The 26,402-nt window shown below is 59.9% G+C and carries 24 protein-coding genes; 9 read left to right on the top strand and 15 right to left on the bottom strand.

From position 1 onward, the window contains the following. Nucleotides 1-475: 475 nt before the first annotated feature. The 6 genes from cyoA to QLG02_RS01215 all read left to right on the top strand — a co-directional run bounded on the left by cyoA (nucleotide 476) and on the right by QLG02_RS01215 (nucleotide 6,927). Complete coding sequence (gene cyoA, locus QLG02_RS01240; RefSeq protein WP_080602798.1) at nucleotides 476-1,546, top strand: cytochrome o ubiquinol oxidase subunit II; 1,071 nt, start codon at nucleotides 476-478, stop codon at nucleotides 1,544-1,546. Next, nucleotides 1,546-3,522, top strand: coding sequence for a cytochrome o ubiquinol oxidase subunit I (gene cyoB, locus QLG02_RS01235; RefSeq protein ID WP_024945052.1), 1,977 nt, complete (start codon nucleotides 1,546-1,548; stop codon nucleotides 3,520-3,522). The genes cyoA and cyoB overlap by 1 nt, the downstream gene beginning before the upstream one ends. Nucleotides 3,523-3,526: 4 nt before the next feature. Then, the gene (locus QLG02_RS01230; protein ID WP_016351429.1) at nucleotides 3,527-4,138 is read left to right on the top strand and encodes a cytochrome o ubiquinol oxidase subunit III; all 612 of its coding nucleotides are present in this window, start codon (nucleotides 3,527-3,529) and stop codon (nucleotides 4,136-4,138) included. Further along, on the top strand, nucleotides 4,139-4,468 hold the full coding sequence (locus QLG02_RS01225; RefSeq protein WP_005302933.1) for a cytochrome o ubiquinol oxidase subunit IV: 330 nt from the start codon (nucleotides 4,139-4,141) through the stop codon (nucleotides 4,466-4,468). Between the two features lie 11 nt (nucleotides 4,469-4,479). Next, complete coding sequence (gene cyoE, locus QLG02_RS01220) at nucleotides 4,480-5,376, top strand: heme o synthase (protein WP_005302932.1); 897 nt, start codon at nucleotides 4,480-4,482, stop codon at nucleotides 5,374-5,376. A gap of 189 nt (nucleotides 5,377-5,565) precedes the next feature. Then, complete coding sequence (locus QLG02_RS01215) at nucleotides 5,566-6,927, top strand: MFS transporter (RefSeq protein ID WP_282464301.1); 1,362 nt, start codon at nucleotides 5,566-5,568, stop codon at nucleotides 6,925-6,927. Nucleotides 6,928-7,019: 92 nt separating this feature from the next. On the opposite strand, the gene QLG02_RS01210 is transcribed toward QLG02_RS01215, so the two are convergent. The 6 genes from QLG02_RS01210 to QLG02_RS01185 all read right to left on the bottom strand — a co-directional run bounded on the left by QLG02_RS01210 (nucleotide 7,020) and on the right by QLG02_RS01185 (nucleotide 13,898). After that, nucleotides 7,020-8,699, bottom strand: a complete 1,680-nt coding sequence (locus QLG02_RS01210; protein WP_282464300.1) for an alpha/beta hydrolase — start codon at nucleotides 8,697-8,699, stop codon at nucleotides 7,020-7,022. A 233-nt stretch (nucleotides 8,700-8,932) separates the two neighbouring features. After that, nucleotides 8,933-9,787 carry a taurine dioxygenase gene (gene tauD, locus QLG02_RS01205; protein ID WP_282464299.1) on the bottom strand — a complete coding sequence of 285 codons (855 nt, stop codon included), beginning with the start codon at nucleotides 9,785-9,787 and terminating at the stop codon, nucleotides 8,933-8,935. Beyond that, nucleotides 9,784-10,614 (bottom strand): taurine ABC transporter permease TauC, encoded by an 831-nt coding sequence (gene tauC, locus QLG02_RS01200; RefSeq protein WP_282464298.1) that lies wholly within the window; start codon nucleotides 10,612-10,614, stop codon nucleotides 9,784-9,786. Before tauC ends, tauD begins: the two co-directional genes overlap by 4 nt. Next, nucleotides 10,611-11,378, bottom strand: coding sequence for a taurine ABC transporter ATP-binding subunit (tauB, locus tag QLG02_RS01195; protein WP_282464297.1), 768 nt, complete (start codon nucleotides 11,376-11,378; stop codon nucleotides 10,611-10,613). Before tauB ends, tauC begins: the two co-directional genes overlap by 4 nt. Nucleotides 11,379-11,401: 23 nt before the next feature. Beyond that, nucleotides 11,402-12,376, bottom strand: coding sequence for a taurine ABC transporter substrate-binding protein (gene tauA / locus QLG02_RS01190; protein ID WP_282464296.1), 975 nt, complete (start codon nucleotides 12,374-12,376; stop codon nucleotides 11,402-11,404). A 367-nt stretch (nucleotides 12,377-12,743) separates the two neighbouring features. Beyond that, nucleotides 12,744-13,898: an ElyC/SanA/YdcF family protein gene (locus tag QLG02_RS01185; RefSeq protein WP_282464295.1), complete on the bottom strand. Its 1,155-nt coding sequence runs from the start codon at nucleotides 13,896-13,898 to the stop codon at nucleotides 12,744-12,746. 482 nt (nucleotides 13,899-14,380) lie between these two features. Here QLG02_RS01185 and QLG02_RS01180 point away from each other — a divergent pair, with 482 nt between their 5' ends. Then, nucleotides 14,381-15,592, top strand: a complete 1,212-nt coding sequence (locus tag QLG02_RS01180; protein WP_016351392.1) for a NupC/NupG family nucleoside CNT transporter — start codon at nucleotides 14,381-14,383, stop codon at nucleotides 15,590-15,592. 181 nt (nucleotides 15,593-15,773) lie between these two features. Beyond that, on the top strand, nucleotides 15,774-16,217 hold the full coding sequence (locus QLG02_RS01175) for an inhibitor of vertebrate lysozyme family protein (RefSeq protein ID WP_049048861.1): 444 nt from the start codon (nucleotides 15,774-15,776) through the stop codon (nucleotides 16,215-16,217). A gap of 69 nt (nucleotides 16,218-16,286) precedes the next feature. On the opposite strand, the gene QLG02_RS01170 is transcribed toward QLG02_RS01175, so the two are convergent. Together QLG02_RS01170 and QLG02_RS01165 are read right to left on the bottom strand one after the other, a co-directional pair. Then, on the bottom strand, nucleotides 16,287-16,829 hold the full coding sequence (locus QLG02_RS01170; RefSeq protein ID WP_282464294.1) for a beta/gamma crystallin-related protein: 543 nt from the start codon (nucleotides 16,827-16,829) through the stop codon (nucleotides 16,287-16,289). Nucleotides 16,830-17,026: 197 nt separating this feature from the next. Then, nucleotides 17,027-17,269 (bottom strand): DUF3297 family protein, encoded by a 243-nt coding sequence (locus QLG02_RS01165; protein ID WP_005302916.1) that lies wholly within the window; start codon nucleotides 17,267-17,269, stop codon nucleotides 17,027-17,029. A 141-nt stretch (nucleotides 17,270-17,410) separates the two neighbouring features. On the opposite strand from QLG02_RS01165, the gene QLG02_RS01160 reads away from it, so the two are divergent. Next, on the top strand, nucleotides 17,411-17,944 hold the full coding sequence (locus QLG02_RS01160; protein WP_282464293.1) for a metal-dependent hydrolase: 534 nt from the start codon (nucleotides 17,411-17,413) through the stop codon (nucleotides 17,942-17,944). Between the two features lie 220 nt (nucleotides 17,945-18,164). On the opposite strand, the gene QLG02_RS01155 is transcribed toward QLG02_RS01160, so the two are convergent. The 7 genes from QLG02_RS01155 to trpD all read right to left on the bottom strand — a co-directional run bounded on the left by QLG02_RS01155 (nucleotide 18,165) and on the right by trpD (nucleotide 26,401). Next, the gene (locus QLG02_RS01155; protein WP_282464292.1) at nucleotides 18,165-19,058 is read right to left on the bottom strand and encodes a hypothetical protein; all 894 of its coding nucleotides are present in this window, start codon (nucleotides 19,056-19,058) and stop codon (nucleotides 18,165-18,167) included. Between the two features lie 91 nt (nucleotides 19,059-19,149). After that, entirely contained in the window at nucleotides 19,150-19,596 is a 447-nt protein-coding gene (locus QLG02_RS01150) for a hypothetical protein (RefSeq protein WP_201925797.1), read from the bottom strand. A 161-nt stretch (nucleotides 19,597-19,757) separates the two neighbouring features. Beyond that, nucleotides 19,758-20,666, bottom strand: coding sequence for a hypothetical protein (locus QLG02_RS01145; protein WP_282464291.1), 909 nt, complete (start codon nucleotides 20,664-20,666; stop codon nucleotides 19,758-19,760). A gap of 1,136 nt (nucleotides 20,667-21,802) precedes the next feature. Then, a complete protein-coding gene (trpA, locus tag QLG02_RS01140; protein WP_282464290.1) occupies nucleotides 21,803-22,609 on the bottom strand; it encodes a tryptophan synthase subunit alpha in 807 nt (268 codons plus the stop codon). Then, the gene (gene trpB, locus QLG02_RS01135) at nucleotides 22,606-23,799 is read right to left on the bottom strand and encodes a tryptophan synthase subunit beta (protein WP_017780792.1); all 1,194 of its coding nucleotides are present in this window, start codon (nucleotides 23,797-23,799) and stop codon (nucleotides 22,606-22,608) included. The genes trpA and trpB overlap by 4 nt, the downstream gene beginning before the upstream one ends. 80 nt (nucleotides 23,800-23,879) lie before the next feature. After that, complete coding sequence (gene trpCF, locus QLG02_RS01130) at nucleotides 23,880-25,388, bottom strand: bifunctional indole-3-glycerol-phosphate synthase TrpC/phosphoribosylanthranilate isomerase TrpF (RefSeq protein ID WP_282464289.1); 1,509 nt, start codon at nucleotides 25,386-25,388, stop codon at nucleotides 23,880-23,882. Further along, nucleotides 25,388-26,401, bottom strand: coding sequence for an anthranilate phosphoribosyltransferase (gene trpD / locus QLG02_RS01125; RefSeq protein WP_282464288.1), 1,014 nt, complete (start codon nucleotides 26,399-26,401; stop codon nucleotides 25,388-25,390). The genes trpCF and trpD overlap by 1 nt, the downstream gene beginning before the upstream one ends. Nucleotide 26,402: the final 1 nt, after the last annotated feature.

Genomic DNA, 26,402 nt, shown 5'->3' with positions numbered 1-26,402 from the left:
AATGATGGACCCTGTGATCGGCCAGGTCGCATGAGACGTATGTGGTGTGCATGTTTGCGGGTAAAGCCGCACCAACCTCATGGAATTAATTGAAATTTAATTTGATTAATTATGGTTAATTTCGAGTCCCATAATTGTTCTGCCCTGAGCGACCAAATGCGCACGGATTTCAGCCCGGAATTTGGCCGGCTAGCCACAAAGGGGGGTCATTTGTCCTTGTTAAGTAAAGGGTTAAATCACTGGGTGTCTGTTTAATAAACAGATACAGGGTGAAATGGCACCAGCTGGCGATGAAAGGGGGTCGAGGTGGTTTTGATAATTTTCATGACGTCAAGGCATTAACATGCAACACACAGAAATCGCAATCCACACACAAGTGAAAGATTAATTTTTCATGTTGTTCACATCCCCCCCGGGTGAAATAGAATGCTGCGTTTTTCTTACAACTTTAGCCCTGCGAAGATGAGGACATTGCATGAGACCTTTTGATGTAAAGAGGGGCTTGGGCGCTTTGCTGTTGCTCGCGACTGCCGGCTTGCTGAGCGGCTGCGACATGGCTCTGATGAGCCCCAAGGGACAAGTTGGTCTGGAGCAGAAGTCACTGATACTGACCGCACTCGGCTTGATGCTGATTGTGGTGGTGCCGGTGATCGTGATGGCGGTGGCGTTCGCTTACAAATACCGAGCGTCCAATACCAAGGCCACCTATGCACCGGACTGGGCCCACTCCAACAAGATTGAAGCGGTCGTCTGGACCGTACCCGTCATCATTATCGCCATCCTGGCGGTGATCACCTGGAAAACCTCCCATTCTCTGGATCCCTACAAACCGTTGGAATCCGAGGTGAAGCCGATCCAGGTCGATGTCATCTCCCTTGACTGGAAATGGTTGTTTGTCTATCCGGAACTGGGCATCGCCTCGGTCAACGAGCTGGCATTCCCGGTCAACACCCCGGTCAACTTCCGGGTGACTTCCGACACTGTGATGAACTCCTTCTTCATTCCCCAGCTGGGCGGCCAGATCTACGCCATGGCGGGCATGCAGACCAAACTGCACCTGATCGCCAACGAGGCAGGCCAGTACAAGGGCATCTCGGGTGGCTACAGCGGCGCCGGTTTCTCAGGCATGAAGTTCAACGCCATCGCGACCCAGGATCAAGCCGGTTTCGACGCCTGGGTTGCCAAGGTGAAGGCCTCCTCCAAGGCGCTCAACACCATGGATGAGTTCAATGCCCTGGCCAAGAAGAGCGAGAACCACCCGGTGGAGTATTTCGCCAGCGCCGATCCCAAGCTGTTCGTCAACATCATCAACAAGTTCATGGGCGACATGAAGCACGGCGAGCACGCCGCCATGCAACACGGCGAAAAGCAGGCCGTGATGTCCCATGACGAGTCCATGAGCCACGAGGGGATGGAGCATGACGCTTCCATGAACCACGCAGACATGGAGCACGGCGACGCCATGCACCATGAGGCCCAGGGCGAGCAGATGGACCACGCCGGCCACATGCCGGCCGACAAGACTGTGAAAGCGGGTACTAACTGATGTTTGGAAAATTAACACTCGACGCTATTCCGTACCATGAACCCATCATCATGGTCACGATAGCCGGTATCATTCTGGGGGGCCTGGCCGTCGCCGGGCTCATCACCTATTTCGGCAAGTGGCAATATCTGTGGAAAGAGTGGCTCACCTCGGTGGACCACAAACGCCTGGGTATCATGTATCTCATCCTCGGCATGGTGATGCTGCTGCGCGGCTTTGCCGATGCGGTGATGATGCGTACCCAGCAGGTTATGGCCTCGGCCGGTGGCGAGGGCATACTGCCACCGCACCACTACGACCAGATCTTCACCGCCCACGGCGTCATCATGATCTTCTTCGTGGCCATGCCGCTGGTGATCGGTCTGATGAACATAGTCGTGCCGCTGCAGATCGGTGCCCGTGACGTCGCCTTCCCCTTCCTGAACAACCTGAGCTTCTGGTTCACCGCCGCGGCCGTGGTGCTGATCAACGTCTCCCTCGGGGTCGGTGAATTCGCCCAGACCGGCTGGCTGGCCTATCCGCCCTTGTCGGGGCTGGAATTCAGTCCGGGGGTCGGGGTCGATTACTGGATCTGGAGTCTGCAGATCTCGGGTCTGGGGACCTTGCTGACCGGCGTGAACTTCTTCGCCACCATCATCAAGATGCGCGCCCCTGGCATGACCATGATGCGCCTGCCGGTGTTCACCTGGACCGCCCTGTGCGCCAACGTGCTGATCATCGCCTCCTTCCCGATCCTGACCGTCACCATCGCCCTGCTCACCGCAGACCGCTACCTGGGTACCCATTTCTTTACCAATGACATGGGTGGCAACATGATGATGTACATCAACCTGATCTGGGCCTGGGGTCACCCCGAGGTGTACATCCTGGTGCTACCGGTATTCGGGATCTTCTCCGAAGTGGTGGCGACCTTCTGCAAGAAGAAGCTGTTCGGTTACACCTCACTGGTGTGGGCGACCATCGCCATTACCGTGCTCTCCTTCATCGTCTGGCTGCACCACTTCTTTACCATGGGGTCGGGCGCCAACGTGAATGCCTTCTTCGGCATCACCACCATGATCATCTCCATCCCGACCGGGGTGAAGATCTTCAACTGGCTGTTCACCATGTACCGCGGTCGCATCGAGTTCACCTCGCCCATGCTGTGGACCGTCGGTTTCATCATCACCTTCACCGTGGGTGGCATGACCGGGGTACTGCTCTCCGTGCCGGCCGCCAACTTCGTGCTGCACAACAGCCTGTTCCTGATCGCCCACTTCCACAACGTCATCATTGGCGGCGTGGTGTTCGGTTGCTTCGCCGGTATCACCTACTGGTTCCCGAAAGCGTTCGGCTTCAAGCTGGATGACGTCTGGGGCAAGCGTGCCTTCTGGTGCTGGATCACCGGCTTCTTCGTCGCCTTCATGCCGCTCTACGTACTGGGCTTCATGGGCATGACCCGCCGCGTCAGCCAGAACATCGATCCCGAGTTCCACGGCTGGCTGGTGGTGGCTGCCTGCGGCGCCGGGCTGATTGCCCTGGGCGTACTGTGCCAGGTGATCCAGATCGTGGTCAGCATCCGCGACCGCGAGAAGAACCGCGACCTGACCGGCGATCCCTGGGGCGGTCGTACCCTGGAGTGGTCCACTTCCTCACCGCCCCCTTTCTACAACTTCGCCATCGAGCCGAAGATCAAGGGACTGGATGCGTTCTGGGAAGCCAAGCAGGACGGTTCCGCTTATCAGCAGCCCAAGCACTATGACCCGATCCACATGCCGAAAAACTCCGGTGCCGGCGTCATCATCGCCGCCTTCAGCACCCTGTTCGGCTTTGCCATGATCTGGCACATCTGGTGGATGGCCATAGCCGGCTTCGTCGGCATGATCGCTACCTGGATCATCCACAGCTTCAACGACGACGTGGACTACTACGTGCAGGTTGACGAGATCGAGCGGATCGAGCGTCAGCATTTTGAAAATATCAACAAGGTGGCTTAATTCCATGGCGACTGACGTTCTACATCACACCCAGGGTGCCCATGAGGATGGGCACCACGATGCCGGTGCCAACAAGGTATTCGGCTTCTGGATCTACCTGATGAGTGACTGCATCCTGTTCGCGACCCTGTTCGCGACCTATGCGGTACTGGTCAACGGCACTGCCGGCGGCCCGAGCGGCAAGGACATCTTCGAACTGCCGTTCGTGTTTGCCGAAACCATGCTGCTGCTGCTGAGCTCCATCACCTTCGGCTTCGGCATGCTGGCAATGAACAAGAACAAGGTCGCGGCGGTCAACACCTGGCTGTTCATCACCTTCCTGTTCGGTGCCGGCTTCATCGCGATGGAGATCTATGAATTCCATCACCTGATTGCCGAGGGCTACGGTCCGGATCGCAGTGGCTTCCTCTCAGCCTTCTTCACCCTGGTCGGCACCCACGGTATCCACGTGACCAGTGGTCTTGTCTGGATCATCGTGATGATGGTGCTGGTCGCCAAGAAGGGGCTGACCGATCGCAACCGTACCCGTCTGATGTGCCTGAGCCTGTTCTGGCACTTCCTCGACGTGGTGTGGATCTGCGTCTTCACCGTGGTCTATCTGATGGGGGTCATGTAAATGAGTCATTCCGTTGACAATCACGGCGCCAGCCACGGCAGCGCCAAGAGCTACCTGATCGGCTTCGTGCTGTCCCTGATCCTGACCGCGGTGCCGTTCTGGATGGTGATGGACGGCTCCGCTTCCCACACCACCGTGCTGGCCACCGTGGTCGGCATGGCGGTGGTGCAGATCTTCGTGCATCTGGTCTACTTCCTGCACATGAACACCTCGTCCGAGGAGCGCTGGAACCTGGTGGCACTGATCTTTACCGTGCTCATCATCGCCATCGTGGTCGTGGGTTCCCTGTGGATCATGTACAACCTCAACATCAACATGATGGTTCACTGAGCAGGTTGGCAATGATGATGAAGCAATACCTGCAAGTGACCAAGCCGGGCATCATCTTCGGTAACCTCATCTCGGTTATCGGAGGGTTCCTGCTGGCCTCCAAGGGGAGCCTGGATGTGCCCCTGTTCATTCTGACCATGGCTGGTGTATCACTGGTGGTCGCCTCCGGTTGCGTGTTCAACAACTACATCGACCGGGACATCGACTGCATCATGGAGCGCACCAAGAACCGTGCTCTGGTGAAGGGTCTGATCGCCCCCGGCGTATCGCTCTGGTACGCCACCGCGCTCGGCATTGCGGGCATTGCACTGCTCTACTTTGCGGCCAATCCGTTGGCCGCCCTGCTGGCGGTGCTGGGCTTCATTGTCTATGTGGGGGTCTACAGCCTCTACATGAAGCGTCACTCGGTCTACGGCACCCTGGTCGGCAGCCTCTCCGGCGCCGCGCCGCCGGTCATCGGCTACTGCGCGGTGAGCGGTCAGTTCGACTCGGGCGCCTTGATCCTGCTGGCGATCTTCAGCCTGTGGCAGATGCCGCACTCCTATGCGATCGCCATCTTTCGCTTCAAGGATTACCAGGCGGCCAACATCCCGGTGTTGCCGGTGGTGAAGGGGATCCCGGTGGCCAAGCTCCACATCACCCTCTACATCCTGGCCTTCATGGTGCCGACCCTGATGCTGTTCCTCGGCGGTTACGCCGGCTACAAGTATCTGGTGGTGGCCACCGCGGTCAGCGTCTGGTGGCTGGGGATGGCGCTGTCTGGCTACAAGGCGGCGGTGGATGACTCCCTTTGGGCGCGCAAGCTGTTCATGTTCTCCATCGTCACCATCACTTGCCTCAGCGTGATGATGTCGGTGGACTTCCAGCCGGAGGCCGAGCCTGCGGTGCTGGTGAGCATGCTGCCCTAAGGTGCATGCCTGTCATGCTCCGTGTTGTGATGCGACGCGGGAAAATCAGTAGAATCCAGAGCCGGGAACCTTCCCGGCTCTGTTATTATGGGGCCGCCCCGTCGGGCACTTTTCCCTTGTGTCGGGTGTGGCATGGCGTGTGTCGGCCACCCCTTGAGTCTTCCTTTTCCCTGACCTATCGAGGCCATCATGAATGATTTCACCATGACGAGGGGCGAGCGCCGTGCCACCTGGGCGCTCGGCTCCGTCTTCTCGTTGCGCATGCTCGGCATGTTTATGGTGCTGCCGGTGCTGACCACCTACGGCATGTCGCTGGCGGGCGCCTCCGAGGCGCTGATCGGCCTGGCCATCGGCATCTACGGCATGACCCAGGCGCTGTTCCAGATCCCGTTTGGTCTGCTCTCCGACAAGGTGGGCCGCAAGCCCCTTATCGTCGGCGGCCTGCTGATGTTTGCCCTTGGCAGCGTGATCGCGGCGCTGACCCACTCCATCTGGGGCGTGATCCTTGGCCGCGCCCTGCAGGGTAGCGGCGCCATCTCGGCTGCCGTCATGGCGCTCTTGTCGGATCTCACCCGCGAGCAGAACCGCACCAAGGCGATGGCTTTCATCGGGGTGAGCTTTGGCATCACCTTTGCCATCGCCATGGTGACCGGCCCCCTCATCACCCATGCGCTGGGGCTCTCCGGCCTGTTCTGGCTGATCGCCCTGCTGGCGCTGGCAGGCATCGCCGTCACCCTCTGGCTGGTGCCGACCCCGAGCGGTCACCTGCTCAATCGCGAGTCCGGCATGGTGAAGGGGGGGATGCGCACCGTGCTGACCAACCCGCGCCTGCTCAAGCTCAACTTCGGCATCCTCTGCGTGCACACCCTGCTGATGTCGAGCTTCGTGGCGCTGCCGCCGCTGCTGGAGCGTGCCGGTTTGCCCCGCGACAGCCAGTGGCAGGCTTATCTGGTCACCATGCTGATCGCCTTCGTCAGCGTGGTGCCGTTCATCATCTATGCCGAGAAGCGCAGAAAGATGAAGCGGGTGTTCCAGATTTGTGTGCTGGTGATGCTCATCGCCGAGCTGGTGCTCTGGCAAAGCGGCCTGCAGCTGTGGGGCCTGCTCGCCGGCCTGCAGATCTTCTTCATCGGTTTCAACGTGATGGAGGCGCTGCTGCCCTCTCTTATCAGCAAGGAGTCGCCCCCCGGCTACAAGGGCACCGCCATGGGGATCTACTCCACCAGCCAGTTCATCGGGGTGGCCATCGGTGGCAGCCTCGGCGGCCTGCTCTACAGCCTGGGCGGCGGCACCCTGGTGTTTGGCGGCTGCGCCGCGCTGGCGCTGGTCTGGCTCGGGGTCAGCCTGACCATGGCCGAACCACCCTATGTGAGCAGCCTGCGCATCGTGTTGCCGGAAGGGGTGGCGGCCGACGCGGCGCTGGAGCAGAAGATCCGCGCCTGCGAGGGGGTGAGCGACGTGCTGCTGGCCGCTTCCGAGCGCTCCGTCTATGTGAAGGTGGACAGCAAGCGCCTGAGCCGGCGCGATCTGGAGTCGCTGGTCGCCGCCTGAGGACGCCTGCCGGCATGAAAAAGCCCGCCAATTCGGCGGGCTTTTTATTGGGCAGTATTCAGCTGGATTGTACTCAGCTGGGTCGTGCTCCGTCAGTCAGCCAGGCAACGCTGCTCGGCGGGCAGGCTCGCGGCATCCCCCAACAGCAGGGTGCTGAGGGCCGCCTGGGCGCAGCGGGAGCTGTTCAGTTGGCCATGCTGGTTACTCTGTTCTACCTGCACCAGGCGGGCGGCGCTGCCAAAGGCGGCCTGCATCTGGCGGGCACCGGCGAAGGGGGTATTGGGATCGTACTCGGCACCGAGCACCAGGGCCCTGGCATCATCCGGCAGTTTTATCTCGCCGGCGCCGTAGCTGGCGATGGGCTGGCGCGGATAAGGCCAGTCGGCGCAGGTGTTGAAGCTCTTGGCCAGCAGCAGGGCGCCGGCCCCCTGGAAGGCGGCATCTTCCGGGTCCAGCGTTTGCCAGTTGTAGGGCTCGCTGTTGTCGGTGCAGTGGATGGCGCTGAAGAAGGGCATCTCCTGCAGTTCCTGATAGGGGTTGTCATCGTCCTGCCCGGCGAGGCGGGCCAGCAGGGGGCCGGCATCGTCCTGCTGCCAGAAAGCAAGCTGATCGTCGCGCTGGCTGCCGCTGATGGCATCGCCCAGCACCGCCACCCAGCTGGCGCGGTCGAGCACATTGCCCTGGTTGTCCACATAGCGGCCGTTGTCACGAACCTGGCGGGTCACCGCCATGCTGCGCTGCAGCGCCTGATCCCCGAAGCGCCAGGCCAGGATGCGATTGGCATTTTCGGCATCGCCGCGGAAGATGGCCGGATAGCGGTTTTCGGCGGGGGACATCGGCGAGTCGACCACCAGATTGGCCACGTGGCTCGGGTAGCGGGCGGCATAGAGGGCGGCCAGGCGAGTGCCGTAGGAGAAGGTGATGGGGATGATCCGCTCGCGCCCCAGGTGCTGGCGCAGGCGCTCCATGTCCTCGACCACGGCCCGCGAGCCCAGGTGTGGCGCATGCAGCCGCAGCGGCTCGCCACAGCGCTCCAGCAGGGCCGTGCTGAAGGCCTTGCCCTGATCCGCCCCGCTCTGGAGCGCCGGCAGGGCGCCCTTGTCCCGGCTGGCGAACAGCTGGGCGAGCTGCGCCGGGCTCATGTCCGGCCGAACGCCTTGCTTGTCGGTCAGCAGGCAGCTGCGCAGTTCGTGGCCGAGGGCGCTGTAACCGGCCCCGCGGGGATCCAGGGTGACGATGTCGTAGTGCTCAAGGATGGCGGGGTTGGCGCTGCGCAGCATATCGAGCAGAAGGCCAAGATCCGGGGTGGCCGAGGTGGGGCCGCCCGGGTTGTAGAACAGGGTGCCGCGATAGTCGCCGCTGGCGCGATAGTGCAGATAGAAGATATCCAGGGTGTCGCCCTTGACCGTGCGGGCCTCCTGTTTGACATGGGGGCGGACGGGTTTGTCCGGCCAGGAGGAGAAGCGGGAACTGTTGTCGGCGAAGAGGGTACTGTCGGCGCGTGCAGCGGAGCGCTTTTCCCACTTGGTCTCCTTGATCTGGACCCACTCCTTGTCGTAATCGAGCGGCACCGTCAAGTAGTGGCAACTGACCTGACTGGCGGGAATGGCGATGCCGTCCTCCTGCCAACCCTGGCGCAGCTGTTGGCAGACTTGGCCGGCGTCATAGCCGGCGCGAATATGGCGGGCCTGGAAGGGCTCTTCTTTTTTTTCCAGATTGCAGCCTGCCAGCAATGCCGGTGCCAGCAGGGTCATGAGCAGCGTGTATTTCATTGTCTATTTCCATTTATCTAGCCTGAACCCCAAAATAGTACGAGGACGGGCCGACCGGATGGCAGCCGGAAGTTGTATGGAAATATTGCAAGGTGTGTCGGTTTACATATTTCTGGTGATATTTGATGGCCTCGTTGATCTATTTGAAAATAATGACCGGCAACGCGCACCGTTATTTTATGCGGGATCAATAATGGCGGCGCAACCGGTCGGCGCAGGGGCTGGTCCTGGCGTTACGCGGGCGCGCGCCAGAACGGCTTGTCCCCCAGCACGGTGGCCCTGTGCATCACTCGCCGGGCGGGCAGATAGTCGGCGTTGGCGTAATGCTGGGTGACCCGGTTGTCCCAGATGGCGATGTCGTGCTCCCGCCAGCGCCAGCGCACCTGATACTCGGGCCTGGTGACATGGCGAAACAGGAAGGCGAGCAGCGCCTCGCTCTCTTGCGCTGGCAAGTCGGGCAGGCGGGTGGTGAAGCCTTCATTGACGAACAGCGCCTGCCGGCCGCTCAAGGGGTGGGTGCGAACCACCGGGTGGCGCAGCGGCGGGTGACGGGCTGCCGCCTCCTGCCAGCGCTGGTATTCGGCCGGGCTGGCGTTGTGGCGATGGGCCGGGAACGATTTGGTGAAGTCGTGTTCGGCTTCCAGCCCCGTCAGCAACTGCTGCAGGCCAGGGGAGAGCCCCTCGAAGGCGGCGATGCCGCTGGCCCACAGGGTATCGCCCCCCACCGGCGGCAGCTGCTTGGCGGCCAGAATGGCCAGCGCAGGCGGCGTCTCGATGAAGGTGACGTCGGTGTGCCAGTTGTCGTTGTCCGGCGGGTTGTCGTCGTGGGTGTCGAGCACGATGATCTCCTCGGCCTCCGGCGCGTGGGGATAGACGGGGTGAATGTGCAGATCGCCGAAGCGGTTGGCCAGCGCCCGCTGCTGGCGGGGGTTGATGGGCTGCTCCCGAAAGAACAGCACCTGATGGGTCAGCAGTGCCTGCTGCAACTGGGCGAACTGGCCCTCATCGAGTGGCCCGGCCAGGCTGATGCCGCTGATCTCGGCGCCGATATGGGGGCCGAAGGGGGTGATTTGCAGGGAATTGCTCATAGTCCTTCTCCATGCCACGGCGTCAGGCGACGCTGCAGCGCACGTAAACCAAGTTCCAGAGTGAAGGCGATCAGGGCGATCACCAGAATGCCCGCCAGCACCACGTCGGTGGCGAGAAACTCGCCGGCGGCTTGTACCATGAAGCCCACGCCGCGGGTGGCGGCGATGAGCTCGGCCGCCACCAGGGTGGACCAGCCGACCCCGAGCCCGATGCGCAGCCCGGTGAGAATGTCCGGCAGGGCGCCGGGCACGATGACGTACCACAGCACCTGCCAGCGGTTGGCGCCGAGCGCCCGGGCGGCTCGCAGCCGCACCTGCTTGGCGCCCTGCACCCCGGCCAGGGTGGCCATGGCGACCGGCGCGAAGATGGCCAGATAGATGAGCAGCACCTTCGATGTTTCGCCGATGCCAAACCAGATCACCATGAGCGGCAGGTAGGCAAGGGGCGGCACCGGCCGGTAGAGCTCGATCAGCGGGTCGAGCATGCCGCGCAGGGTGGGGCTGAGCCCCATGGCGAGACCCACCGTCACGCCGCACAGGGTGGCGGCCGCGAGGGCGATGAGGATGCGCTGCAAACTGGCGGCGAGGTGCTGCCAGAGGGTGGCATCCATGAAGCCCTGCGGCCCGGCAAGGGTGGCAAACTGCTGAAGCACCTGGGCGGGAGGGGGCAGGAACAGCGGGCTTATCAGCCCGAGCCTGGCCACCAGCCACCAGAGCGCCAGGAGGGCACCCAGGGTCAGCAGGCTCACTCCAAGCCGGCGCGGCAGCGGCCAGCGCAGGCGTATCCGGCGGGCAGGGGCGAGCGGGCGGGAGAGGGTGAGGCTCATGCAAACACCTCCCGCTCGGCAAAGACCCGCTCCAGCACGTACTCGCGCCGCGCGATGAAGGCGGGATCCGACTTGATGCTGCGGCAGGGTTCGCCGGCGGCGAAGCGGCGGCCAAAATCCAGGGTCAGCCGCTCCATGACTCGCCCCGGCGCCGGGGAGAGCAGCACCAGCTCGGTTGCCATGAACACCGCCTCCTCGATGTCGTGGGTGATGAGCAGCACCTGCCGGCGCTGCTCGTGCCACAGGCGCAGCAGCAGGGTCTGCATCTGCTCGCGGGTAAAGGCGTCGAGGGCGCCGAAGGGCTCGTCGAGCAGCAGCAGTTGCGGCTGGGTGGCCAGCGCCCGGGCGATGCCGACCCGCTGGCGTTGACCGCCGGAGAGCTGCCAGACCGGCTTGGCGTGGGCCTCCTCCAGCCCCACCTTGCGCAGCATGGCCAGCGCGCTGGCCTCGCGTTCGCGGCGCGGCACGCCGGCCAGCTGCAGGCCGAAGGCGACGTTGTCCAGCACGTTGCGCCAGGGCAGCAGGCCATCGTGCTGAAACACCACCCCCCGCTCGGCGCCGGGGCCGCTCACCGGCCGCCCTTGCAGAGTGATGGTGCCCTGCTGGGCGCTCTGAAAACCGGCGATGAGGTTGAGCAAGGTGGTCTTGCCGCAGCCGGAGGGGCCGAGCACCACCATCAGCTCGCCCGCATCCAGGGTCAGGTTGATGTTGTCGAGGACTCTGCGCCCGGCGTAATCGGCAAAAAGGTGAGTGAGCTGCAGCATGCATGCCTCCTTGTGATGCGGGGTCAGCGGGCGTGAGCCTTGACGAAGCGGTCGGTCACGTAGGCGCGATAATCGCTGCCAGCGCTCTGCACCTTGCCTTGCTCCTTGAGAAAGCGGCTGGTGTCCACCAGGGTCTGGTTCACCAGCTCCCCCAGCTCGGCGCCCTGCTGGCTGGCGCTCAGGTAGGTGTTGCCCCTGACCAGCGCGGGCACGTCGCTGGCGGGCACGCCGCTCAGTTTGGCCAGCTTGGCGAGGTTGTCCGGCTTGGTCAGCCAGCCGTCGGGGTTGGCCAGGTAGTCGCGCTGGGCCGCCAGGGTGCTGTCGACGAAGGCCTGCACCAGCTCGGGATGGGCCTTGGCGAACTCCTTGCGCACCACCCAGACATCCAGGGTGGGTGCTCCCCACTCGCCCACCTGGGCCGAGTCGGTCAGTACCTTGCCGCCCTTGGTCAGCTCGTTGAGGGCAGGCGCCCAGACATAGGCGCCATCGATGTCACCCCGCTGCCAGGCGGCGATGATGGCCGGCGGCTGCAGGTTGACGATCTGCAGGCTGGCCGGCTCCACTCCCCAGTGCCGCAGCGCGGCCAGCAGGCTGTAGTGGGTGGTAGAGGTAAAGGGCACGGCGATGCGCTTGCCGCTGAGCGCCGTGGCGGAGGTGAGCTCGGGCTTGACCACCAGCGCTTCCGAGTTGCCGAGCTTGGAGGCGAGCAGGAATACTTCGATGGGCACCTGCTGGTTGGCGGCCACTGCCAGCGGGCTGGAGCCGATGTTGCCGATCTGCACGTCGCCGGAGGCGAGCGCCCGTACCACGCTGGCGCCGCTGTCAAACTTGAGCCACTTCACCGTGGCGCCGCTGGTGCGGGCAAAGGTGTCGTCGGCCTGGGCCACCTTGGCCGGTTCGGCAGATGTCTGGTAGGCCACCGTGACTTCCACGGCCTTGGCTTGCAGGCTGAGCAGGGCGAGCGCCGCCAGCCAGAGGGAATGTCCTTTTCCTGTCATGATATTGCTCCATCGGGGGAATGAAGCGGCAGTTTTCCCATTTATCGGGGCGCTGAGGAAAGACCGAAAATATATGGCTGATGAGATATGGTTCTTAGAAAAAGAACGGCAACCCAATCCGTTTATTCATATATCTCAATATGGCAATTCAATATTTGGTGGCTGGCAATGAGTGTTGAAAAATGGCTTGGAATATCGGCAAACCTATTCGGAGATGGCAATGCTTGCCCAGTTATTGAATATCGAACCGGCTTGTTGGGCGGATAAAATAAAACCCGCCGGTTGGGCGGGTTGGTTGGGGGCAGGTGACGCCGGTGCTGCAAGAGGCGCGCTGGCAACGGGCCGGGCGAGCGTGGCGTGCCTGGGCTCAGCGCTCCAGCAGGGGGGCGGAGCGGTAGCTCCAGAGCCCATAGGTGCGCAGGGCGTCGCGGTAGATGCCGAGCAGCTCGCTGTCGCTCACCTTGGCAAGCTCGGAGAGCGGCTTGTCGGGATAGCTGACGCTGTCTATCCGGATTCCGGCCGGCCCGCTCTGCCAGCAGGCGATCTCAAGCAATGCTTGGCCCCGGCGTACATGGCTGGCGGAGCTCACCAGGGTTGCGTACTCGATCTGGTGGCGGGCGAGGGCATAGCCGCTGTAGAGGGCGTTCTCCACCGTGCTGGTGGCGTAGTTCTCCTCGATGATGCGCGAGCGATCTATCCCCTTTTTCACCAGCCAGTCCGCCATCAGCTTGCCCTCGGTCTGGCGGTGCTGGGGCACGCCGCCGGTCAGGATGATGAGGGCTGCCGGGTTGGCCTTGGCCAGCGCCCGGGTGGTTTCCAGCCGGCCCAGCAGGATGTCGTGCATGGAGCCGTCGGGATTGAGGGCATAACCCAGGGTGACGATGGCCCGGTTGCCCGGCTTGGGTGAGCGCTCCCCCTGCTCCTTGAGCGGGGTGGCGACGACGCGATCGACCGTGTCGAAGATGCGCTGCAGATCGGCGGCCCGGCCCGGGTTCAGGCTGGCCAGCTTGCTCTGATACCCCTTGGCGGCGGCCTCGTTGTGCTTGAAGGTCTGCCAGGTGGCGAGGTAGCTCAGCAGGTCGATGTCATCGGGCGCGGTGCTGAGAGCCTGCTCGAACAGGCCGATGGCCTTGTCCACGTTGCCGTTGTAGATCTGGGCGTTGGCCGCCGAGATGAGCAGGTCGGTGCGATAGGGCTCGAGCTGGTAGGCCTGCAGCAGCAGCTCGGTCACCTGCTCCATGTTGCTCGGCATCTTGGCGGTGAAGCCGGCGGTGGAGATGCGGGCGGGGGATTTGAAAATCTGCCAGGCATCCGCCAGCAGCTGATCCACCACCTGGCGCTTGCTGATGTACTGATCGTAATTCTGCTCCTTTTGCAGGGAGCGTACCGGGGCAGCCCAGGCTGCGGAAGGGAGCACGGCAGGCAGTGTCAGCAGGCCGGCCAGCGTCAGGGCAATCGCGGTTCTTTTCATCATGATGGCGTTCCACCGAAGGTTGATGGCACCAGGCCATTCCAGGACCATGGGGCTTTTTCAATAAAAACATAAACTTGGTGATTGGTCAGTGTACCGCGTTGCGGCGTGAAAAAACGTGAACCGCTTCGGTTATCCGGGGAAGGGGGTGATACCTGCCCTATTCGGGGGGAGCGAAACCTGGTTTCCCTGTGCGTTCGCTCAGTTGCGGCGCAATCCTGCCGCGTTTTGGGTAAGGCTCAGCGCTGCCGTGAAAAAGTTGGCGGGGCCAATCGTTTTACCGCTTTTTCTGTGACGGCGATCACTGTACCATCGCCGCCCGACCTGCCACCCGGCCGCAGCTTCCCTGCGACGGCGCTGGCGTCACCCGATACTCGCCGTCACCCGGAACGTGAATGACCCCAGGATGGGACCCGCCACTAACCTGTAGGTTTGTGGTCTGCGTGTCGCGGGGTCGGCACCTCTCCCGCCCGCTCCCTGCGATGCCTGTCTGCAGACTTGCCGTATGAAACTTCTCTCTTCATAGGTGCAAGATGACGCTGTTATTGAGTCTGGTCGGTATGCTGGCCCTGATGTTTATCGCCTGGCTGGCCAGTGAAAACCGCCGTGCCATCCGCTGGCGGACCGTGCTGGGGGCGCTCGCCCTGCAAACCGGCTTCGCCGCCCTGGTGCTCTACTTCCCCCCCGGTCAAATCATGCTCGGTGCCATGAGCAACGGCGTCTCCGCCCTGCTCGGCTTTGCCGACAGCGGCATCCGCTTCGTGTTTGGCGATCTGGCCAGCAACGGCTTCATCTTCGCCGTACGGGTGCTGCCGCTGGTGATCTTCATCAGTGCGCTGATCGCGGTGCTCTATCACTTCGGCATCATGCAGTGGGTGATCCGGGTGCTGGGAGGCGGCATTCACCGCCTGCTCGGCACCAGCCGCGCCGAATCCCTGGTGGCCACCGGCAACATCTTCCTCTCGCAAGGGGAGTCGCCGCTGCTGATCCGCCCCTTCCTGGCCGGCATGACCCGCTCCGAGCTGTTTGCGGTGATGACCTGCGGCATGGCCTCGGTGGCAGGCTCTGTGCTCGGTGGCTACGCCGGGCTCGGTGTGGATCTGAAATACCTGATCGCCGCCTCCTTTATGGCGGCGCCGGGTGGCCTCTTGATGGCGAAACTCTTGGTGCCGGAGCAGCAGCAGGTGCGCGAGCAGGCCGAGATCACCCTCGACAAGAGCGACTACAGCAACGCCATCGACGCCCTGGCGGGCGGCGCCATGAGCGGCATGAAGATCGCGGTGGCCATCGGCACCATACTGCTGGCCTTTGTCAGCGTCATCACCATGATCAACGCCGGTCTCACCACGGTGGGCGAGTGGTTTGGCTGGGCCGATCTCTCCCTGCAGCAGCTGCTGGGTTACCTGTTCGCGCCGGTGGCCTGGCTCATCGGTGTGCCCGCCAGCGAGATGATGGCGGCAGGATCCTTGATCGGTCAGAAGGTGATCATGAACGAGTTCGTCGCCTACCTGGACTTTGCCAACATCAAGCAGGATCTCAGCGCCCACACCCAGATCATCATCACCTTCGCGCTGTGCGGTTTTGCCAACCTGGGCTCCATCGCGGTGCAGCTTGGCTCCATCGGCACCATGGCGCCGGAGCGCCGCCACGACGTGGCGAGCCTCGGCTTCAAGGCGGTGCTGGCGGCGACCCTGGCCAACCTGATGAGCGCCACCCTGGCGGGGCTGTTCGCCTCCCTCGGCTAAGCGATTCTTGCCCCATGCACACCCCGTCTCGCCACTGGCGCGGCGGGGTGTCGTCCATCTGGCGCCAACCACTGACGCCTCGGCACGGCCTGGGCTCGACAGGGGCGGGCGCAGGCGGTAGCGTGATGGCGCGCGGCCAGCCCGCGCCCGTTCAGGCATTCATATAACAAGGAATCACACCATGACCCGTCTCTCGCGCGCATTGGCGCTCTCCCTGCTGCTGGTCGGCGCCGCGCCGGCGTTTGCCGCCGCTACTTATACCTCGGATCTGCTGCTGTCGGCGGACTTCAAGGCCCCCTGGGCCAAGGCGACCCAGGGTATCAAGAACCTGCCCAAGTGGGTGCGCAGCGGCAACGGCACCAGCTCCCCGCTCGAAGCCGTGGCCGGCACCCCCTATCAGAGCGGCTCGGTCTGCAAACCTCACGACTGCGCCAGCCACTACATGCAACTGCTGGTGGATGCCAAGGCCAAGCGGGTGTGGGGCGTGCTGATCGATCTGCCGGATAGCGACGCCGCTCGCGAAACCCCGTCCAAGTTTGCCCGCTACACCTGGCTCGGTCAGCCGGACAAGGGGATGCAGGCCGCCCTGATGAAGCAGGTTGAAGCCGACCCCAACTGGCAGTAAGCCTCGAAAAGAAAAAACCTCTGCCTGGGCAGAGGTTTTTTTATGGCGAAGAGGTGATGGGGCAGGGTGCTAGCGGCTCAGGATCCGCACCGAGCGGATGCGGTTGTTGAAGTCGGTTGCCTCCTGCTCGCCGCCCTTGCGGGTGTAGTAGCCACCGCGAAAATCGGTCTCCTCGAAAAAGCGTACCACCCAGCCAGTCGGCACGGTGAAGGAGGAGATGCGGTTGGCAAAGCCGTAGCGGCCGAGATCCGCAATATCCCGGTCGATGCGCAGGGAGTCGCCGCTCTGGTGGGCACCGTCGAACACCAGCAGGGTGCTGGCGTCGTCCCCTTCGTCCAATCGGGTTGTCAGGCAGCTCGCCTTGGCCGCCTCGCAGAACAGGCTGTTGTTGCCTTGGCCCTGCTGGCAGCGGCGGCTCACCTTCTGGCGTGCCAGCCATTCGCTGCGCCCCGCATCGGCATAGACGCTGTTGAAGGGGGTCAGGGTACAGATGTGGATACGCCCGCCACCCTGGCTTTGGCCGTTCACCACGATCTGGGGATTGATAAGGATATCGGCGTGGGCCGCTGTGCTCAGGGTCAACAGCGCCAGCAGGACAAACAGCTTGTTCATGGATGAGATCTTGCCAGTTCAAGGGGCGGCAAGGATTGCCGAGACGCAGGCCCGATGCAAGTGGGGGCGGCGCCCGCTGCGACACTACTTGCCCGCCACAGGCGTCAAGATGAAAGGCCCAAAGCAGAACACCGGCACAAGGCCGGTGTGCTGAATAGCATGGCGGCGGGCCCAGCGGGGCGCGCGGTCAGGGCCGTTTAGGCGTAGAAAGCCTCGACGGTGCCCTTGACGGTGATCAGCATGGGGTTGCCATAGCGATCCTTGGCTTTGGGGGAGGGGATCTTCACCCAACCTTCGCTGATGCAGTACTCCTCGACATTGGTGCGCTCCTTGCCGTTCACGCGAATGCCGATCTCGTGCTGGAAGCACTCCGCCACATGGTGCGGGCTGCGCGGGTTGGCCGCCAGGCGGTCGGGCAGGGCAGGTTTGTTGTCGCTCATTTTATTTACCTGAGTGTGATAAAAAGTGGGTCATTGTAGGCAATGCCCGCCATGGGCTCAAGGCTGGTGGCACGCAACTTCACCTTCACTTCACCGAGCGGGGATAAGGTAGGCTCATGTTTTCATTTGGAGCTTCACTCTATGCCCACCATCGTCACCCACGCCGCCGTTCCTCTCTGTCTTGGGCTGGGGCTTGGCAGCCGGATTATCCCGCCACACCTGCTGCTGGCGGGGGTTGCCATCGCCATGCTGCCCGATGCCGACGTGCTCGCCTTCAAACTGGGGGTTGCCTACGGCCATGTCTTTGGCCACCGCGGCTTTACCCACTCCCTGCTGTTCGCCTTTGCCCTTCCCACGCTGGCCATGCTGTTTCACCGCCAATTTCGGGTCAGTGCCGCCACCGTCTGGTCGTTTCTGCTGGTCTCGCTGCTCTCCCACAGCCTGCTCGATTCGCTCACTACCGGCGGCAAGGGGGTTGGCTGGCTCTGGCCGTGGCGGGACGAGCGTTTCTTCGCCCCCTGGCAGGTGATCCGGGTCGCCCCCTTCAAGCTGGAGGCCTATCTCACCGCCCGGGGCGAGGCGGTGCTCCTCTCCGAGCTCTACTGGGTCTGGTTGCCGGGGGTTGTAGTGATGCTGGTGTTGATGGGATGGCGGGTGTGGGGAAGGGGGCGGTAGTGGCGGGATTGGAAAGGGTTGTTGGATATATTGTGGCTGAGTAAAAAATCAAGAATTGGACACCCATCTATAGTATTTTTTGCTATGCCATATCTTGCTCAGAAAGTATAGGTATCCTGATGTCTGTCTGTTCAAGAGGTTTTTGTATTTCCTTTAGCTAGTTAACGCCAGTGTAAGGGGCGCTGAATACGCCCCTTCTTGTCGCATTTTTATATGGTAATTACATCAATGCAGATAATTGAGTTAAAAGGCCTGTAGCTAGAATACTGCCACTAATCCCTTCAAGTATGTTTCTTGTTGATTTTAATGACTCAGTGATAATTGAGTTTTTTGGTTTTGGCGATGTAAGCTGTAATTCTATTGTGGAAATTTCAGTGTTTAGTTCATCTTTAGAGTCTTGATCTAGCCCCAAGTCATCTCTAGCTAACTTTATAGCGTCCAAGAATTTCATGATATCCGCTTGTTCTAACGTAATATTTTGGACCTGAGTTGCTCTTGGTGAGTCTTGCTGAATCTGCGAGTTTTGCATGCTCCCAATATGATTCGTTATCTGATATGTAACCTGCGATGCCGTTGTTTTTTCCTTTGATGAGAAACTCATGCCATCACCTATGATCCCTCTGCTTTCTAAGTCAAGAGCCCAGTCTAATACTGCATTTCTAACATGATCAAGAATTCCATGCAACACTGAATTTCCGACAAGAAGTGTTGGCTCCAAGGGTATATCCATTTGTCTCATTAGAACGTTTTTTATAGCTTGAGAAAAGGGAACGTATAAGTAACTGCCATTGTCACTATTTGCTAGTTTTCCAATTTCACTAATAGCTTGAGATATCTTTCTTTTTGAAAGTTCTTCACCGAATTCAGCATCACCAAAATTTAGGGGTTGCCATCCTCGGTAAGGATTAAAGATCTTAATTTCTCCACGAACCTCTCTGTATTCAGGAATCGAACTCTCGTCATTAGGGTAACCTGATAGTTCGTTTGAAATCCATTCTGAAATCTCATCAATACTTAGTTTCCTTGACACGACCATTGCTTTTCTGAGCAGGTCAGAAACATCAACTTCTTTGTTGAGAGCATCTCTTTGGAGCTCTAAAACTAAACCGGACATAAATGAAGAACTCCTTTTACCATATAAAGCCTGCCTAAGGGACTGGCAACGCCGTATATTGACAGTCTCTTTGTAAGCATTTGTTATGTGACTAGAACCCAAAATCTTTTAAAGTTACATCAAAATAAGGAGTTAAAATTTCTAATTCAAACTGTTCTAATTCATGCTCAGGCACACGAGTGAATGTAGAGTTATCATTAGGTGTCCACCATTTATGCTCACCAGAGTAACTACTGCGGTTATTTGAAGCAAAGATGAACTTAAATTCTCTTTCTAACCAGCCATCACCATATTTTGAAAATAGATTTGCAGGGCCAATAAATTGACCAAGAAGATAAATGCCTTCATTGCCATGAGTGAGGTAAAAATACTCACCAATATTTGCATTAATGAAATCATCTGCTTGAGATGTAGATGAAGTACCTTTACCTCGCGTATCTTTATGAACATAAACAAGTCCTGAATTTATTGATTCAATAACATCTTTAAATTCAAATTCACGTGTGCCTTGAGATAACTTCCAAAATTTAGGTTTCATTATTAAATTTCCATTAAGATAGTGAGGTTAAACGAGAGTATACAGAGTGAAAATGGTAAGTTACATTGCCATTCTGATTAAATTGTTTGGTTGTAAATATGATGACTTATTTAAAATAGAAAGTTCCTGGAATTTATAACTTTCTTGAAATGTTTGTCATGTTAAATGTTTTCGTAATAGTCAACTAATCCTTTGCAAAAGTCTTTTCCTACAGGGGCCTCGCCGAATTGACCTATTTTCTTTTTAAGCTCAACTGCTCTCATACTCGGGTGTACATTGTGATTTAAACTAGGATATAAAGAATGGTAAAAAAGCAACGTTTGATATTCGCCGATGTGGAAGTTTTGCAAATGAACATCTATAGACTTTGCAGTTTTCCAAACAATGCTTTGATATTTCATTAGTTTTTGTCGCGTAATTCTTTCAATAGGAAGTGTTGTTAGTTCTCCCTTTCGTCTCGACTCATCGATATCACGACCAAATGCATGTGCTACGTTATTTCGTATGTTCCTAATTTTGTCTAAATCAGACAAGTTACTTTTCAGATACTTAGGTATATTTCCAAATGCCCTTTCATAAGCTGATGCTCTACTATCCCAAGTGCCTTTAGTGCACGAGGTTACGATGTCATCGAAATTGAATGGTTTTTTCTTACCATGTTTAATGATTTCAATGCCATCTATTCTTTGACTCGTCCCAAAAATAACACCAATATCAGATTCGAGAGCTAGTGGAATAATTGTGCCCATATAGGTTTCTAAATTTGATGATATTGCCACTAGTGCATTTAGGTTTACCCAGTTTTCAAGTTCGTTAAAGGCTGAAGTCCAATCTTCAACATCTGAAAACTGTTCGGCTTCCCATGCGCGTTCAAACTTAAAGTGCTTGATTGGGGAGTCTGTCAATTGGGCACCTGTCGAGCCCAGACTTTTATAAGTAAACTTTCTGGCTGTATCAAAACTTGAGTACATTCGCTGAAACTCAATATTATGCTTTTTAAATACACGCCATGCCCATGATGTTTTTGAACGAGGGATCCAACGTTGGAACTGATAGGTGCTGCGGACCATTTTTTCTCTTCTATTATTTAAGATAACACCGAGTTAAGTGGAGCTTTTTAAATTGCAGTTTTTGGATGCTTTGCGCAGCAGAACTACAAAACTTCGATTTATAAACTGTTTAGCGTACGGATATCGTATGTTTTGCTAAAAATAATAAATTGGTATTTCATGCAGTGAAGCCCAATGTGCAGCGCGAATATATCTGAAACTCTAGGTTATACGGTTTTTCCACATCCTTGTTTATTCCGCTTAGGTTGGCGTAATAATACTCACCTGCTGGACTTCGCTCTTCGCCAACCGACAACAACCACGCTACCGCCCCTGAGTGACAGCTCCCAGTTCGCTGTTGTTAACCTGCGGGATAGCAACAATCACTTCCATGGCGTTCTCCCAAGAGAGATGGATTGTTGATCGCTATCTTAAGGGGCCGGATTGAGACATGGAAAGAGGAAGTTGATAGAAATCTGAGCTGGTTCAATCAATTAGTGAAAACTGTTGCTCAAGTGAGCAGTTGGATTAGCCTAGAGTGCGGAAATACCCTCACCCTAGCCCTCTCCCAAGGGGAGAGGGCGCATATCAGTGGTTTAGACGGAAGCTGAGGGCTGGCACAGTGTTGATCCCCCTCTTATTTCGCTGAGGCGAGCCCTCTTGTCCAGGCCGCGAGGCAGGATGTCGAGCGAGCGGCGCTGGGCCATGGACGGCCCATCGGCGCGTGCCGTTGGACAAGAGGGTGAGCCGAAGGTACCCGACGTCAGTCGGGCGAATAAGCGGGGGAGAAGACTTTTGGTGACTTGGGGTCTTTCCAAAGTCACTCGCCCCAGCCCGAAGGGCGGGCGAAACCCCGTCGAGGGCGGCGCCCTCGTGTCCCATGCGGCGTAGCCGCATCAAACGCCTCACCGCTGGCTTGGGAGTTCGGATTAACTCCGCCCGGATCGCGAACGTCCGAATACGCTTCGCTATTCGAACCTACGGGCACCCATCAAATCGTTAACCTTCGGGGAACCCTGACTCCCCTCACCCTAGCCCTCTCCCAAGGGGAGAGGGGACAAAGACGCTGGGAGCTGCAACAAGCAGGAAATAGAAAGGGAGCCTATCAGGCTCCCTTTCCTCAGACATGGCCAATGGCATGTGACCCATGCAACCCCTTACCGATTGGTCGCAGCCTTCATCCCTTCCACAAACTCTTTCAGACGAGTGAGCATATGTTCCGGGTTCTGGTGGTGGGTCTCGATGATCTTCACCACGGCGGAGCCGGAGATGGCACCGGCGGCGCCAGCGGCAATCGCCTCACGCACCTGAGCCGGTTCGCTGATGCCAAAGCCGAGCAGGGCGGGGGGGGCATTGAACTCGCGCAGGGTATTGATGAGACCTTCCACCGGCATGCCGGCCTTGGTCTCGACACCGGTCACGCCGGCGCGGCTCACCAGATAGGTGTAACCATTGCCGAGCTCCGCCACCTGTTGCAGGGTATCGGCGTCGCCATTGGGCGGGGCGATAAAGATGCTGTCGATGCCGAACTTGTCGGCAGCCGCCTTGTAGGGGGCGCACATCTGCACCGGCACGTCGGCGACCAGCACCGAATCCACGCCTGCCTGCTGGCACTTCTCGTAGAAGCCGTCAATTTTGCGCACATAGACCAGGTTGGCGTAGACCAAGAGGCCAATGGGCAGCTGCGGGTACTTGGCGCGGATGCGGCCGAGCAGCTCGAAGCAGTCATCCGGGGTGGTGTGGCTGGCAAAGGCACGCAGGGCAGCGCCCTGAATGGTGGGGCCGTCCGCCACCGGATCGGAGAAGGGAATGCCGAGTTCGAGGGCATCTGCGCCCCCGGCGACCAGCGCATCGACGATGGCCAGCGACAATTCGGGGGTGGGGTCACCCAGCATCACGAACGGCACAAAGGCGCCCTGATTGGCCTCGTCCAGACGGGAGAAGAGTTGTGCGTAACGGTTCATGACAAGGTTCCTTCTTTCTCGAAAATGTCAGCGACGGTGAAGATATCTTTGTCGCCACGGCCGGAGAGGTTGACGATGAGCACCTGCTCTTTTTCCGGTTCACTGCGGGCCATCTTGAGGGCGTGGGCCAGCGCGTGGGAGGACTCCAGCGCCGGTATGATGCCTTCGGATTTGGCCAGCTCCTGGAAGGCGTCCAGCGCCTCCTTGTCGGTTACCGAGGGGTACTCGGCGCGGCCGATGGCGGCCAGATGGGCGTGCTGCGGGCCGACGGAGGGGAAGTCCAGCCCTGCCGAGACGGAGTAGGACTCCTGAATTTGGCCCTGATTGTCCTGCATCAGGTAGGAGTGCATGCCAAAGAAGACCCCCTTGCTGCCGTGACCGAGCGGCGCACCGTGCTCGCCACTCTCGATACCGTGACCACCCGGCTCGACCCCGATGAGGCGCACCGACGGCTCATCGATAAAGTCGGCAAACATGCCGATGGCATTCGACCCGCCGCCGACGCAGGCGATCACCGCATCGGGCAAGCGTTCTTCTTTCTCGAAGCACTGGGCCTTGGCCTCTTCGCCAATCATCTTCTGGAACTCCCGCACGATAGTGGGGAAGGGGTGCGGGCCGGCGGCGGTGCCGAGCAGGTAGTGGGCCGACTCGTAGTTGGCGGCCCAGTCGCGCAGCGCCTCGTTGCAGGCATCTTTCAGAGTGCTGGAGCCGGAGTGCACCGGAATGACGGTGGCGCCCATCAGCTTCATGCGAAAGACGTTGGGCTTCTGGCGCTCGCAATCCTTGGCACCCATGTAGACCCGGCACTTGAGGCCGAGCAGGGCGCAGGCCAGCGCAGTGGCCACGCCGTGCTGACCGGCACCGGTCTCGGCGATGATCTCTTTCTTGCCCATCCGCTTGGCGAGCAGCGCCTGACCCAGTACCTGGTTGGTCTTGTGGGCGCCGCCGTGCAGCAGATCTTCACGCTTCAGATAGAGGCGGGTCTTGGTGCCCTTGGTCAGGTTGCGGGTCAGGGTGAGCGGGGTCGGGCGACCGGCATACTCGGTCAGCAGGGTCTGAAACTCGGCGATAAAGGCCGGATCATCCTTGGCATCGACAAAGGCCTTCTCCAGCTGGAGCAGGGCGGGGATGAGGATCTGGGGCACGTACATGCCGCCAAATTCACCAAAAAACGGGTTGAGCAGGGTCATGGTTTCTTCCTTATACCTTGAGTCGAAAACGGAACATCAATTACGAAACAGTGATTCAGTAGTGGCCTCACAGGGCGCGCTTACAGGTTGTGCAGGGCGGCAAACGCCGCCGCCAGCTTGTGCGCATCCTTCTGGCCCGGGGCACTCTCTACCCCTGAGTTGAAATCAAGGCCGAGGCAGCCGACCTGGGCCGCTTGCAGGGCGTTGTCGGGGTTGAGGCCGCCCGCCAGCATCAGCTTGGCTTTATCGAGCTTGGCCAGCAGGGCCCAGTCGAACGCCTGACCGGTACCGCCGCTCTGGCTGCCTACTTTGGTATCCAGCAGCAGGCGATCGGCCGGATAGTCGAGGGCGGGCAGCGGCTCGCCGCTTTCTTTGCCAAGAGAGACGCCAACTGCCTTCCAGATCTGGCAGCCAGCCGGCAGCAGCGCGCGCAGTCCCTCGATATAGGCGGCGTCTTCATCACCGTGCAGCTGCACTGCGGCGAGCCCCAGCGCTTCCACCGTCTTGACGATGGTGGCGGGCTGGGCATTGCGAAATACCCCGACGTAAGAGAGCGGCGCCCCCGCCATCACGGCGCGAGCGGCAGGAATGTCCACATAGCGCGGGCTTTTCGCCACAAAGATAAGGCCACCGAATACCGCGCCCGCCTGATGGGCTGCAATGGCGTCTTCGGCGCGGGTGAGACCGCACACCTTGTTCTGGCCCAGAGTGAGCTTGCGCACCGCAGCCTCCAGATCCGGCTCGGCCATCAGGGATGAGCCCACCAGAAAGCCCTTGGCGTGGTGGCGCAGATCCGCCACCTGAGCGCGGTGGTTGATGCCGGACTCGCTGATCACCACCCGATCGCTCGGAATATCTTTAGCCAGCTGTTTGGTGCGGTTGAGATCGACGCTCAAGTCGCGCAGATCCCGGTTGTTGATACCGATCACCGGCGCGCCAAGGGCGATGGCGCGGGTCAGCTCCTCCTCGTTGCTCACTTCGGTGAGCACGCCAAGGCCCAGCTCTTTGGCCACCGCGAACAGGGCGCGATAGCCCTCGTCGGTGAGCACCGAGAGCATCAGCAGGATGGCATCCGCCTGATAGTGGCGGGCCAGATAGACCTGGTAGGGGTCAATCATGAAATCCTTGCAGAGCACCGGCTGGCTGACGCGGCTGCGCACCCGTGGCAGGAAGGCAAAATCCCCCTGAAAGAACTTCTCGTCGGTCAGCACCGAGATGGCGGTGGCGTATTTGCCATAGATGTCGGCGATCGCCTCCGGGCTGAAGTCGTTGCGGATCAAGCCCTTGGAGGGGGAGGCCTTCTTGCACTCCAGAATGAAGCGGGTGGAGCCCGCCTTGAGCGCCCCGACGAAATCCCGATCGCTGGGGGTCAGCGCACTCTGGAAGCTCGCCAGCGGCTGGGCCAGCTTGCGGGCAGCAACCCACTCCTGCTTGGCCGCCACGATCTTGCCGAGAATGGTCTGGCTGATGGAGGCCATGTTCAGAAAAGCATGGGGGGCAATAAGGTCTGACATCTCGTTATCCTTGCGAAGCTGTGAACTGCCCTCAGGGCACTCTGAATGACTGCTGTGCAGAGTCGTGGCTGACATCATGCCTCCTGATGACTCAGGGTGGCGAGGCGAGCGGCGAGCTCCGCCGTCTTGCCGCTTGCCAGCACCGCCAGCACCTGGGCCGCCGCGTTCTTGAGATCGGTCGCCTTGCCCGCCATCAGCAGCAGCGGCGCCACGTTGGCGGCGATGGCGGCGTTGTGGGCCGGGGTGCCCCGCCCTTCCAGAATGGCGGCAGTGATGGCGCGGTTCTCTTCCGGCTCGCCACCTTGAATGGCGCTGACCGGGTAGGTCTCCAGGCCAAAGTCGGCCGGGGTTAACAGAAACTCGCGGATCTCGCCGTCACGGATCTGGGCCACCTGGGTCGGGCCGTGGATGGCAATCTCGTCAAGGCCTGCACCGTGCACCACCATACCGGTTTTCAGCCCCAGTGCCAGCAGGGTTTCGGCGATGGGGCGCACCAGCTCGGGGGCATAGACCCCCATCAGCTGATAGGTGGGGCGAGCCGGGTTGATGAGCGGCCCCAGCACATTGAACAGGGTGCGGGTCTTGAGGGCTTGGCGCACCGGCATGGCGTGGCGCACCCCGGCGTGGTACTGGGGGGCGAACAGGAAGCAGATGCCAAGCTCGTCCAGGCAGCGGCGCGCCTGCGCCGGGCTCATGTCGAGCTTGATCCCCATCTTGTCCAGCAGATCGCTCGAACCCGACTTGCTCGAGACCGAGCGGTTGCCGTGCTTGGCCACTTTCAGGCCGCAGGCGGCGGCGACCAGCGCCGAAGTGGTGGAGACGTTGATGGTGTTGAGGCCATCGCCACCGGTGCCGACGATATCGCAGAACGCGTAATCCGGACGCGGGAAGTCGCGCGCTTCCGCCAAGAGGGCCTCGGCGGCACCGGCGATCTCCTCCGGGGTCTCCCCCTTGATCTTGAGGGCGGTCAACAGACTGGCGAGCACGATGGGATCCACTTCGCCACGTACCACCTGGCCGAAGGCGTCGCGGGTACTTTCACGGCTCAGAGACTGACCCTGATAGAGGGTGTTGAGATGATGATGCATG

The organism is Aeromonas sp. V90_14 (genome assembly GCF_029967615.1).
Taxonomy (GTDB): domain Bacteria; phylum Pseudomonadota; class Gammaproteobacteria; order Enterobacterales; family Aeromonadaceae; genus Aeromonas; species Aeromonas hydrophila.
This window is presented reverse-complemented; position numbering and strand designations above follow the sequence as displayed.